This is a genomic window from Salinicola tamaricis (assembly GCF_003006155.1).
Taxonomy (GTDB): Bacteria; Pseudomonadota; Gammaproteobacteria; order Pseudomonadales; family Halomonadaceae; genus Salinicola; species Salinicola tamaricis.
Genome location: NZ_CP023559.1, coordinates 3168170 through 3179953, shown reverse-complemented (window position 1 = coordinate 3179953; position 11784 = coordinate 3168170). Strand labels below are relative to the sequence as shown.

The 11784-nt window shown below is 65.8% G+C and carries 11 protein-coding genes and 2 pseudogenes; 8 read left to right on the top strand and 5 right to left on the bottom strand.

Features of this window, described 5'->3' with window-relative positions; genetic code table 11:
- Window positions 1-228: 228 nt before the first annotated feature.
- The gene (locus tag CN538_RS14695) at window positions 229-432 is read right to left on the bottom strand and encodes a putative motility protein (RefSeq protein ID WP_035471105.1); all 204 of its coding nucleotides are present in this window, start codon (window positions 430-432) and stop codon (window positions 229-231) included.
- Between the two features lie 146 nt (window positions 433-578).
- Between CN538_RS14695 and CN538_RS14690 the strand changes: the two genes are divergently transcribed.
- From CN538_RS14690 to CN538_RS23185, 5 genes and pseudogenes are all read left to right on the top strand, one after another.
- Window positions 579-1235: a hypothetical protein gene (locus CN538_RS14690; RefSeq protein ID WP_106419925.1), complete on the top strand. Its 657-nt coding sequence runs from the start codon at window positions 579-581 to the stop codon at window positions 1233-1235.
- Between the two features lie 81 nt (window positions 1236-1316).
- On the top strand, window positions 1317-2165 hold the full coding sequence (gene nfo / locus CN538_RS14685; protein ID WP_106419924.1) for a deoxyribonuclease IV: 849 nt from the start codon (window positions 1317-1319) through the stop codon (window positions 2163-2165).
- 57 nt (window positions 2166-2222) lie between these two features.
- On the top strand, window positions 2223-2510 hold the full coding sequence (locus tag CN538_RS14680; RefSeq protein ID WP_106419923.1) for a hypothetical protein: 288 nt from the start codon (window positions 2223-2225) through the stop codon (window positions 2508-2510).
- A gap of 158 nt (window positions 2511-2668) precedes the next feature.
- Window positions 2669-3729: pseudogene (locus CN538_RS26430) on the top strand (aldehyde dehydrogenase family protein).
- Entirely contained in the window at window positions 3629-4144 is a 516-nt protein-coding gene (locus CN538_RS23185; protein ID WP_422917512.1) for an aldehyde dehydrogenase family protein, read from the top strand. The pseudogene CN538_RS26430 and the gene CN538_RS23185 overlap by 101 nt, the downstream one beginning before the upstream one ends.
- Before the next feature lie 122 nt (window positions 4145-4266).
- Here CN538_RS23185 and pepN read toward each other — a convergent pair.
- Window positions 4267-6921: pseudogene (pepN, locus tag CN538_RS14670) on the bottom strand (aminopeptidase N).
- A gap of 436 nt (window positions 6922-7357) precedes the next feature.
- On the bottom strand, window positions 7358-7771 hold the full coding sequence (locus CN538_RS14665; RefSeq protein ID WP_340638120.1) for a YbaN family protein: 414 nt from the start codon (window positions 7769-7771) through the stop codon (window positions 7358-7360).
- Window positions 7772-7929: 158 nt separating this feature from the next.
- Here CN538_RS14665 and CN538_RS14660 point away from each other — a divergent pair, with 158 nt between their 5' ends.
- Together CN538_RS14660 and CN538_RS14655 are read left to right on the top strand one after the other, a co-directional pair.
- Window positions 7930-8139 carry a hypothetical protein gene (locus CN538_RS14660; RefSeq protein WP_106419921.1) on the top strand — a complete coding sequence of 70 codons (210 nt, stop codon included), beginning with the start codon at window positions 7930-7932 and terminating at the stop codon, window positions 8137-8139.
- Between the two features lie 55 nt (window positions 8140-8194).
- On the top strand, window positions 8195-8998 hold the full coding sequence (locus CN538_RS14655; protein ID WP_164999613.1) for a DODA-type extradiol aromatic ring-opening family dioxygenase: 804 nt from the start codon (window positions 8195-8197) through the stop codon (window positions 8996-8998).
- A gap of 33 nt (window positions 8999-9031) precedes the next feature.
- Here the strand turns inward: CN538_RS14655 and CN538_RS14650 are convergent, their stop codons facing one another.
- Both CN538_RS14650 and CN538_RS14645 read right to left on the bottom strand, forming a co-directional pair.
- Window positions 9032-9517 (bottom strand): YajQ family cyclic di-GMP-binding protein, encoded by a 486-nt coding sequence (locus CN538_RS14650; RefSeq protein ID WP_106419919.1) that lies wholly within the window; start codon window positions 9515-9517, stop codon window positions 9032-9034.
- A gap of 49 nt (window positions 9518-9566) precedes the next feature.
- Entirely contained in the window at window positions 9567-10049 is a 483-nt protein-coding gene (locus CN538_RS14645; protein WP_106419918.1) for a GNAT family N-acetyltransferase, read from the bottom strand.
- Window positions 10050-10280: 231 nt separating this feature from the next.
- Here CN538_RS14645 and CN538_RS14640 point away from each other — a divergent pair, with 231 nt between their 5' ends.
- Complete coding sequence (locus CN538_RS14640; RefSeq protein ID WP_106419917.1) at window positions 10281-11771, top strand: RimK family protein; 1491 nt, start codon at window positions 10281-10283, stop codon at window positions 11769-11771.
- Window positions 11772-11784: the final 13 nt, after the last annotated feature.

Genomic DNA, 11784 nt, shown 5'->3' with positions numbered 1-11784 from the left:
ACGCGTCAATATTTTTATCGAAAAAAGTGCTCGATATCACGCAATCGTGCGACAGCAAAAAACCGCAACCCCAGATCATCTATCGCCAGGGTCACGGTTCGGTAACGCTGCAGGACAAGACGACATAGATTCATCGTCGCAGCACTTTCATCGCTTTCAGCATCTTGGCGTTGTCACACGCTCAAGGGCCGACCACCGGCCTCGGCCGAGTGACGACCGCATCGTTTCTCAGGCGTAGGTGTTGATCTGGGTGCCAACGGTACCGGTGGCGGCCAGCTTGGGCTCCGGGGCCATCGAGTCCATCAGCTGCGCGACCTGCGCGGACTGATTGTCGAGCGAGCGCTTGAGCAGCGACGCCTGCATGTCCTGATCCTGATTGAACTGCTGCAGCGCGACTCCGGCACCGACGACAGCATTGACTGCACTATCCATAGGAGACTCCCTATTTCCTGTTCTCGGTTGAGAGGGATTACCCTCAGATCTTCTATCGGCGGCTGTCACCTCAGGCTTTAGCTTATAGACTGCCGGTTCGACACTCGGCACGCCACTGCCCATCCCCACGCGGAGATGATACTTCGATGATTCAGTTTTCACGATCGATGTGCAAGCGCATCCCGATGCGCCTCGCTGTGACCTTGGCCGCGACGGGGGCCACGGCGCTGCTGGCCGGCTGTCAGTCCCAGACACAGGACGCCGCCGCCGGCAGCCGCGAGGCGCAGCGCACCTTCCATAGCGCCGAGGCCGGCGTGGCCCTCACCTACCCGGCGACGCTCGAGCGCATCGACGGCAATGCCGACACACAGGCGATCCAGGGCTACTTTGACAACGGCAGCTGGAAGCTCGACGCCTCGGCGCCCGGCGAGGCCTTGATCACCCTCGCCCTGCCCGGCTCGGATGCCATCACCACCGGACTCTGGCGCCTGGGCATCAGCCGCGACCCGGAAGCGGTACGCCAGTGCCAGCGCCCGCCCGCCAACGCCCAGCGCGAGTCGAGCCCGAGCACCCTCGATGGCCACGCTGTCGTCGTCTTCACCCAGAACGATGCCGGCATGAATCACTTCCGCGAGGTCGAAAGCTATCGCAGCGTGATCGCGGCAACCTGCTACGCCATCGACCTGATCGTCGAGGGCAGCAACGGTGACGTCTATGATCCGCCACGTCAGGCCCCCTTCTCGCGTGAAGCAGCGCATCAGGCACTACGCGAGATCAACGCCGGCCTGCGCCTGGACGGATGAGCGGCAGCGGAAAGCCGCCGGCGCTGGCGGCTGCTAAACTCGAGGCCCCGCGACACACGACGAGTGACGAATAGAGAAGCCATGAAGACCATCGGAGCGCACGTCAGCGCCGCAGGCGGCGTCGATCAGGCGGTGATCCGCGCCACCGAGATCGGCGCCAACGCCTTTGCCCTGTTCACCAAGAACCAGCGCCAGTGGCAGGCCAAGCCGCTGGAGGCGAAGACCATCGAGGCGTTCAAGCGCGCCTGTGACACCCACGGCTTCGGTCCCGGCCAGATCCTGCCCCACGACAGCTACCTGATCAATCTGGGCCACCCCGAGCCGGAGGGCCTGGCCAAGTCCCGCGCCGCCTTTGTCGACGAGTGTCAGCGCTGCGAGCAACTGGGGCTCGAGCTTCTGAACTTTCATCCCGGCAGCCATCTCAACAAGATCAGCGAGAGCGACTGCCTGGCGCGGATCGCCGAGTCGATCAACCAGGCCCATGCGGCCACCGAGTTCGTCGTCGCAGTGATCGAGAACACCGCCGGCCAGGGCACCAATCTGGGCTTTCGCTTCGAGCATCTGGCCGAGATCATCGACCAGGTCGAGGACAAGTCCCGGGTCGGCGCCTGCATCGATACCTGCCACGCCTTCGCCGCCGGCTACGAGTTACGCAGCGCCGCCGACGCCACCGCCATGCTCGATACCTTCGAGCGCGTGGTGGGGCGGCGCTATCTGCGTGGCATGCATCTCAACGACGCCAAGAGCGCCTTCAATAGCCGCGTCGACCGCCACCACAGTCTGGGCCAGGGCAATATCGGCAACGAGGGCTTTGCCGCGCTGATGCGTGACCCGCGCACCGACGATATCCCGCTGATTCTGGAGACCATCGAGCCGGCGATCTGGCCCCAGGAGATCCAGTGGCTGCGCGATCAGCAGCTCGGCGCCTGACCCTTACGCTTTGCGCGGCACCCGACGTGCGGCGCCCCTGAATAGGATAATGACCCCATGGATGGATTCTTTCACTGGCTCGGCGATGCCATCGGTCGCGTCATCCGTAGCGTCGTCGGCCTGCTCGATAGCCTGTTCGGCGGCCTGTGGCGGGCGATGGGCGGCTTCGTCGACGGCCTCACTCAGGCCCTGGGCATCAGCGACTCGGTCTTCAGCCTCGGCGTGCTGGTGATCGGCGTGCTGCTGCTGATCAGCGGCGTGCGCGCCCTGCTGCGCGGCGGCGTGGTCGGCGGTGTGATCGGCCTGCTGCTGGGGCTGCTGGTGCTTGGCTGGCTGATCCAGTAGGAGCGGCACCGTCGGCATTATCCTGCTGCCGGCGTGCCCGATCCTGTGACGCTTTGGGGGTGCGGCTTGTCAGCCCGCCCCACCTCTACCACCTTGAGAGTCCGGACATATGAGGCGGCGCCCGCGGGCGCCGCAGGACCGACAAGGAGGCGTCAAGCATGACCCAGTCAATGAAGTCATCCCACGAAGGTGTCGATCTCTACAACCAGTTCATCGACGGTGAGTGGACCACCGGCGGTGGCGAGCCCTTGGATGTGCTCAACCCGGCCACCGGCGAGCTCATCGCCCGTGTCTCCCTGGCCGACGAAGCCCTGGCCAACCGTGCCCTGGAAGCGGCCCAGCGCGCCTTCCCGGCATGGTCGCGCAAGACCGCGGTGGAGCGCGCCGACCATCTCTACCGGCTGGTCGAGCTGATTCTCGAACAGCGCCAGCGTCTGGCGCGGCTGATCACCACCGAGCAGGGCAAGCCGCTGGACGAAGCCGACGCCGATGTCGGCATGTGCGCCAATCTGATCCGCTTCGCCGCCGAGAATACCCGCCGCCTCGAGGGCGACATCATCCCCGCGGACGACCCCGACGAGCAGATCTGGATCCAGAAGGTGCCCCACGGCGTGGTGGTCGGCATCACCGCCTGGAACTTCCCGCCGCGCTGATCGGCCGCAAGCTCGGCCCGGCGCTGGCCGCGGGCAACACCATCGTGCTCAAGCCTTCGGAAGAGACGCCGCTGACCGCGCTCGAGATCGTCGAGCTGGCACGTCAGGCGGGCATTCCCCAGGGCGTGGTCAATCTGGTCAACGGCCGCGGCCGCGATATCGGCAACCAGCTGATCACCAGCCCGATCACCCAACTGGTGAGCATGACCGGCAGCGTGCGCGGCGGCCGCGAGATCAACAAGGCGGCCGCCGAGCATCTCAAGATCGTGCGTCTGGAACTGGGCGGCAAGGCGCCCTTCATCGTGCTCGACGACGCCGATCTCGACCCGGCGGTGGATGCCGCCATCGCCTCGCGCTTCGACAACTGCGGCCAGGGTGTGTACCTGCAACGAGCGCATGTACGTGCAGTCCGGCATCTACGACCGCTTCCTCGAGCGCTTCAAGCAGCGCGTCGAGGCGCTCAAGGTGGGCAACCCGCTGACCGACGAAGACGTCGATATGGGGCCCAAGATCAACGCCGCCGAACTCGACAAGATCCACGCCATGGTCGAGCAGGCCCAGCGTGACGGTGCACAGCTGCTCACCGGCGGCAAGCGCCTGAGCGGTGGCGACTACGACAAGGGCAACTACTACGCCCCGACCATTCTCACCGGTGTCGACAACGACATGCAGATCATGAAGGAGGAGATCTTCGGCCCCGTGGTGCCGATCATGAAGATCGACGACTTCGATCAGGCGATGGCGTATGCCAACGCCTCCGAGTATGGCCTCTCGGCCTATGTGTTCACCCAGAACGTGCGCCATCTGATGGCACTGACCCGAGAGTTAGACTTCGGCGAGATCTACGTCAACCGCGGGGCCGGCGAATCCGTCCAGGGCTTCCACAAGGGCTACCGCAACAGCGGGCTCGGCGGCGAGGATGGCAAGTACGGGCTGGAGGCCTACGTCAAGAGCAAGACGATGTACGTGCACTATTCCTGACCCAAGACGCCTGACCCGCATCGCCTGACAGCCATCGGCGTGGCCTCACGGTCGCGCCATGGGCGCAGCGCATAAAAACGGCCGCTCGATGAGCGGCCGTTTTCTGTTGCAGCGTCGCCGGATCAGGCCTCGGCCAGCGCGCGCTCCACCATCTCGTAGACATTGGGCGAGAGCTTCTCGCCGCGAATGCGTTCGAGCTCGGCCTTCATCAGCACCTGGCGCGCCTCATCGAAGCGCTGCCAGCGGGTCAGCGGGGTGATGATGCGCGCCGCGATCTCCGGATTGAGACGGTTCAGCTCGATCACCACGTCCGCCAGCAGCTTGTAGCCCTGGCCATCCAGACGGTGGAAGTTGACCCGGTTCTGGGCGAAAGCGCCGATCAGCGCGCGCACCTTGTTGGGGTTCTTGAGCGAGAACGCCGGATGCTCCATCAGGAAACGCACCCGCTCGATCACATCGGCTGGGGACGGGTGACCTGGATGGTGAACCACTGATCCATCACCAGCGGGTCGTGGGCCCACTGCTCGCCGAACGCCTTGAGCGCCGGCTCGGCCAGGTCGCTGCGATCGCTGTGGGCGAGCAGCGTCAGCGCGGCGCGCACGTCGGTCATGTTGCCACTGTTTTTGAACTGCGCCTGGGTCAGGCCGATCGCCTCGTCGTCGGCGATGCTCATCAGATAGGCCAGCGCGACGTTCTTGAGCTTGCGCCGGCCGATCTGCTCGGGCGTCGGCGCATAGGGCTCATCGTTCTGGTGTCGCGGTAGACCGCGAGGAAGGCGTCACGCAGCTGCCAGGCCAGCGACTGACGCACGAACTCGCGCGCGGCATGGATGGCGTCGACATCGACCACCGGCTGCTGCTCGGCGATATAGGCTTCCGACGGCAGCGTCAGCATCTCCGCCAGCACCGCCTGGTCGTCACCGGGCTCGTCGAGCAGGCTGCGGTAGGCTTCGACCAGGCGCACGTCCATGACCTTCTCTACCCCGTTGCGGTGGGCGGCGATGAGATCGTCCAGCGCCAGCATGGTCAGGCGCTGACCGGCATCCCAGCGGTTGAAGCCGTCGCTGTCGTGGGTCAGCAGGAAGGCCAGCTCCTCCCGCGAGTAGGGGTAGCGCAGCTTCACCGGGGCGGAGAAACCGCGCAGCAGCGACGGCACCGGCGCCTCCTCGACATCCTGGAAGACGAAGGTCTGTTCCGCCTCGCGCAGATGGATCACCGCATCCTTGCCCAGGGTCTCGCTGCCGCCCTCGGCATCGGCGAGCTTGAGGGTCAGATCGTGCCCCGACTTGGTCCCCACCAGGCCCAGGCGGAGGCGGATCGGCACGTGGAGCGGCAGCTTCTCGCTCTGCCCCGGGGTCGCCGGGGTACGCTGGGAGAGACGCAGATGGTACTCGCCGGTGGCGTAGTCATACTCGCCGTGGGCGTCGATCTCCGGGGTGCCGGCCTGGGCGTACCAGCGCATGAACTGGTCGAGGTCGAGCCCGAGACCTCCGCCATGCAGGCGACGAAATCCTCGATGCGTACTGCCTGGCCATCGAAGCGTGCGAAGTAGAGATCACTGCCGCGGCGGAAATCCTCCCAACCAAGCAGATGGCGCAGCATGCGCACTACCTCGGCGCCCTTCTCGTAGATGGTCAGGGTGTAGAAGTTGGAGATCTCGATGTAGTGATCCGGACGCACCGGGTGGGCGGTGGGACCGGCATCCTCGGCGAACTGGGCGGTCCGGAAGAAGGAGACGTCTTCGATACGCTTGACCGGCGCCGAGTTGACGTCGGCGGAGAAAGTCTGGTCGCGGAAGACGGTGAAGCCCTCCTTGAGCGAGAGCTGGAACCAGTCGCGGCAGGTCACCCGGTTGCCCGACCAGTTGTGGAAGTACTCGTGGGCGACGATCCCCTCGACCCGCTGGAAAGCGGCATCGGTGGCGGTCTGCGGATGGGTCAGCACCGCCGCCGAGTTGAAGATATTGAGCCCCTTGTTCTCCATCGCGCCCATGTTGAAGTCATTGACGGCCACGATCATGAAGCGGTCGAGGTCGTACTCGCGGCCGTAGGTCTCCTCGTCCCAGCGCATCGCACGCTTGAGCGATGCCATGGCATGGTCGGTCTTGTCGAGATTCTCCGGCTCGACCCAGATCTGCAACAGCACCTCACGGCCGCTCTGGGTGGTGAAGTGATCTTCCACCTTCTCCAGGCTGCCGGCGACCAGCGCGAACAGATAGCTCGGCTTGGGGTGCGGGTCCTCCCAGGTGACGAAGTGACGCTGGTCGGGCAGCTCGCCCTGCTCTACCGGATTGCCGTTGGAGAGCAGTACCGGCAGCGACTCGCGGTCACCGATCACCGTGGTCGAGAAGGTCGCCATCACGTCGGGGCGGTCGGGATAGAAGGTGATGCGGCGAAAGCCTTCCGGCTCGCACTGGGTGCAGTACATGCCGTTGGAGCGGTAGAGCCCCTCCAGCGCGGTGTTGGTGTCCGGCGCGATCTGCACCTCGGTATCCAGGCGGAAGCGCTCGGGCACCCGGGCGATAGTGAGGCTGTGAGCGTCGGCCTCGAACTCATCGGCCTCGAGGGGCTGACCGTCGATGGCGACCTGCTTCAGCGTCAGGCCCTCGCCGTCGAGCACCAGCGGCAGCCCCGCCTCGCGCTCGGGATGACGCTCCAGATGCAAGCGCGCCTTCACTCGCGTCGCCGTCGGGTCGAGATCGAAGGTGAGCTCGGTGTGGGTCACGCGATACGCCGGCGGCAGATAATCCTTGAGATAGGTCGCTTGCATCTCAGACATGGCAACGCTCCTGGTCGAAAAAGGCAATCCGTGGACCGATGTCGCAACCGCACATCGGCCGGGATGACACTAGACGAAAAGATGAACAGGCTCGGCACGAAAAGTCGACGCGTGAAGCCGTTTTCGTGCACCGCCTGGGGACGCTGGCCGCGTCCCGAACTGGCCCCATTCTAACCAGTTGGACCAAGCGATATCGAATCGATGCCGTTAGCGCAGAGAAAGCCCACTAGGTGAGACAGCCTTGACCGCCGTCGGTACCGGATCATGGCGGGCGGGGCCGCAGACGATCGTCGAGTGATCAGAGAGGTCGAATGACGGCACCACATGCCGGTAGAGGAAACGAGTCGCGCCCGAGGAAACGAATGCCAAAAGAGGAAGCGAGTGTCGAGGAAGAGAGGAAGATGTGAACACCGCGCGCCGAGCGCGGCGGAGCCTGTCAGCGGCGTTCGGAGACCGATTTCTCCTCCCACAGCTCGCGCACCGGGCACTGCAGACTCGGCAGCGGACGCGTGACGATCCACGCTGCCAGCGCCGCCAAGCCGAGAATCAGCCCGACCTTCAGCGCCAGCAGTGACACCGTGAAGGCGATGATCACACAGGAGACCGTCAGCATGATCACGGCCATGATCTTGGCGTGCTTGGGGATGGCGCGCTCACGCTCCCAGGAGAGGATCGGCGGGCCGAAGCGCGGGTGGTGACGAATCCAGTCGGCGAACCGCGGCGAGCCCTTGGAGGCGAGCCAGACCGCCGCCAGCATGAAACAGGTGGTAGGCATGACCGGCAGGAACAGCCCAATGACGCCAAGTGCAAAGCTGATGGCGGCAAGAGTGACGAAAATGGCGTTGCGCATGCCGGACATCCCCAGGGTCGGCTAACTCGGGGCCTCGGAGCCAGGCGGGAAGCATCGCCTTGCGAAGGCACTGCACACCCTCGAACCGAGGCCAGATCGATATCTAGTGTAAACCAGGCCGCCCGACTCGCTCCAATCCGCCGCCATGGAAAACACCAATGCCGCTGATAGCACCGCACGAGCAGCGAGCCCTCGATGGCGTCGAGATCGATACTGTCGAGATCGATACTGTCGAGATCGATACTGTCGAGATCGATACTCTCGAGATCGATACTCTCGAGATCGATACTGGGGCGCGATCAATGATGACAGCGTGGAAACACGCCATTGGCCCAGAGACGGCTAGTGCCGGCGGCGCATCGGCGTAGGCTGGAAAGCGGAACCAACCCCCCGACCATGCCACGCGCCGAGAGGAGCCTGCCCATGCCCACCGCCCCGATTCTCTATCTTTCCCACGGCGCTCCGGATCTGGCGCTGAGCGCCCACCCGGCCCGCGACTTCCTGCGCCAGTTGGGCCAGCGCCTGCCCCGCCCGCGTGGCGCACTGGTGATCTCCGCCCACTTCGAGACCCAGGAGCTCACCCTGGGCACGGCGACGACGCCCGCCACCTGGCACGATTTCCACGGTTTCCCCGATCAACTCTACGCGATGCGCTATCCGGCCCGCGGGCTGCCGGAAGTCGCCGCGGCGATCGCCGAGACCCTGCGCACAGAGGGCCACTCGGTCGCGCTCGACCCCGCCCGGCCCCTCGACCACGGTATCTGGTCGCCGCTGTCACTGCTGTGGCCGGACGCCGAGGTCGCGCTGATCCCGGTCAGCGTGCCGCTGGCCGTGGACACCCGCACCCAGCTCGCGCTGGGGGCGGCCCTGGCCCGCGCCGCCGCCGACCACGACCTGATGTTGATCGGCTCCGGCGCCGCTACCCACAATCTGGGCGACAGGCACCCGCGCCACGATAGGCCGGACGCCTGGGCGCGCGAATTCCAGGCTTGGGTGATCGACATCGCCGCCCGCGGCGACCTGGACAGCCTCGCCCGCTGGCACGAGCAGGCACCGAACGCGCGCCACGCCCACCCCACACCTGAGCACTTCCTGCCGCTGCTGATGTGCCTCGGGGCCGCCGAGGGCCGGCCGCTTTCGCGCCTGCACGACAGCTTCATGTACGGCAATCTGAGCATGCTGGCGCTGGGCAGCGGTGCGCTCGCCGAGTTGACAGAGACCCACTGAGCGGCGGGCAGGGGCGGGCACTGTCCGGCGTGTTCAGTCGCGGAAGTTGTTGTACTGCAACGCCAGGTCCGGGCCGCTCTCGCCCTTGAGCAGCGCGATGGCCTGCTGCAGGTCGTCGCGCTTCTTGCCGCTGACACGCACCTTGTCGCCCTGAATGGCGGCCTGCACCTTGAGCTTGGCATCCTTGAGCTGCTTGACGATCGCCTTGGCGTCAGCCTGCTCCAGCCCCTGCTTGAGCTTGATCTGCTGGCGCGCCTTGACCCCCGAGGCCTGGGCCTCCTCGATCTCCATGCAGCGCGGATCGATGCCGCGGGCGATCAGCTTCGCGCGCAGCACGTCGATCATCTGCTGTAGCTGGAACTCGGCGTCCGCTTCCAGCGCCACGCTCTCGCCCTCCAGGGTGAAACTGGCATCGACGCCGCGGAAGTCGAAGCGGGTCTGAATTTCACGGTTGGCCTGATCGACCGCGTTGGTCGCTTCGTGACGGTCGAACTCGGAAACGATATCGAAAGACGGCATAGCTTCTCCTCACCAAAAAAGACGGCATGTCATGACACGCCGATAGTCATCAGGTCTGCGACTCGGCGGCGCTGGCCGGCGCCGCGAGATCCTTGTCCATGCGCCAGGCGGCACAGCCGTCGGCGTAGTAATCATCGATCCATTGGTGGGCCATGAATCCCATGCGCCGGTAGAGCCCCATGGCGACCCGGTTGTCCGCGCGCACCTCCAGCACCAGGCGCGTGCATTCGCGCTCACGGGCGGCGGCCTCGAGTGCCGTGAGCAGCTCGCGGCCGAGGCCGCTGCCGCGCGCCTCGGGATCGACACAGAAGGAGTAGAGTCGCGCCATGCGGCTGTTGCGCCGGAACAGCAGCGTGCCGTAGCCGATCACCTGCTCGGAATCGCTCACCGCGAGCAACGAAAAGGCATGGGCCCGGGTCAGCAGATGGGCGAGCTGACGGCGACTGAAACGGTCGCCCTCGAAGCAGCGCTCTTCCAGTTGGAACAGCGCATCGCGATCGTTGGCACGCCCGGGGCGGAGGGTGCGAAGCATGATGGCACTCGAGTCTAAGAGGATAGGCGAACCTGGCGGAACGCGTTGGCGCTCACGCGACGGGCGACCCCGAAGCGCAGCGACGCTATGATGAAATTATTTCACGCTGGCGACGACTTGTCGCCGTTACTCGCGCATCGCATGCTGAGCGCCCACCCGCGACGCCGATGCCTCCCAGCCAGTGTCGCCCGGCCTCACCCTGCCCTCCAGCCATCGAGGAGTTTCCGATTCATGTCACGCCTGCGCATCGTCGTCGACCGGCTGGCCGACTGGCAGCCCTACTACCCTTCCGAGGATCTGATCAGCGCCGAGGACTTCCTCGCCCTGGATGCCGCCGCCAGCGCGGACGACGCCACGCACGTGATCAACCTGTGCGCCAATCTCGACTATCTCGAGACCGGCTACTACGTCTCGCTGCTGGCCCAGGCCCGGGCCCAGCGGGTACTGCCCAGCGTCGAGACGCTCAACCAGCTCTCGCGCAAGGCGCTGATCGACATGCAGCTGGCCGCCCTCGACCCGCTGCTGGCGGAGCTCGACAAGCGCGGTGTCCTGGCCGGCGACAGCCTGACCCTGCGTGTCTTCTTCGGCGAGTGCCAGACCCCGGAGCTGGCGCGTCTGGCACGAAAGTTGTTCGAACGCCTGCCCCACCCGCTGCTGGAGGCCCGTTTCGACAAGCGCCACGGCAGCTGGCGCCTGGCGCGGCTCAAGCCACTGCCGCTGACCGCGCTCAAGAGCGGCGAAGAGGATACCTTCGCCAGCGCCCTCAACCGCCATTCGACCAAGGTATGGCGCACGCCGCGGGCGCGCCGCCGCTACCGCTTCGATCTGGCCATCCTGGTCGACCCGCAGGAGCAGCTACCGCCCAGCAACCGCGGCGCGATCAAGCGCTTCATTCGCGCCGGTCGCCGCCTGGGCATCGATGTCAGCCTGATCACCCACCGCGACGCCGGGCGCCTGGCGGAGTTCGACGCCCTGTTCATCCGCGAGACCACGCGGCTCGACCACCACACCTACCGCATGGCCAAGAAGGCCGAGCACGAGGGTCTGGTGGTGATCGACGACCCGCAGTCGATCCTGCGCTGCACCAACAAGATCTACCTGCACGCCCTGCTCGGCACTCACAAGATCCCGGCCCCGCGGGGCCAGCTGCTGCACCGCAGCGATCTCGGGCGCCTCGACGACAAGCTCTCCAACCTGAGCTATCCGCTGGTGCTCAAGGTGCCGGACGGCGCCTTCTCAAAGGGGGTGGTCAAGATTCGCTCACGCGAGGAGCTGGCCGAGGAAGCCCCGCGCCTGTTCGACTCCTCGGCGCTGCTGCTGCTGCAGGAGTGGCTGCCGACGGAGTTCGACTGGCGCATCGGCGTGCTCGATGGCCAGGTGCTGTTCGCCAGCCGCTACTACATGGCGCGCGGCCACTGGCAGATCTATGACCACTCCAGCGGCAAGACCCGCAGCGGCGGCTTCACCACCCACGACCCGTCGGAGGTGCCCGTTGCCGTGGTCAAGGCGGCGCTCCGCGCCACCAAGCTGATCGGCGACGGCCTCTATGGCGTCGATCTCAAGCAGATCGGCGATCGCGTGGTGGTGATCGAGGTCAACGACAACCCCAACCTGGACGTCGGAGTCGAGGACGTAGTGCTCAAGGATGCGCTCTACGAACGGGTGATGGCGGTCTTTCTGAAGCGCATGGAGCAACAGCTCGAGCACCGGCCGCGCCGCTGAGCGCGGCGGGCTC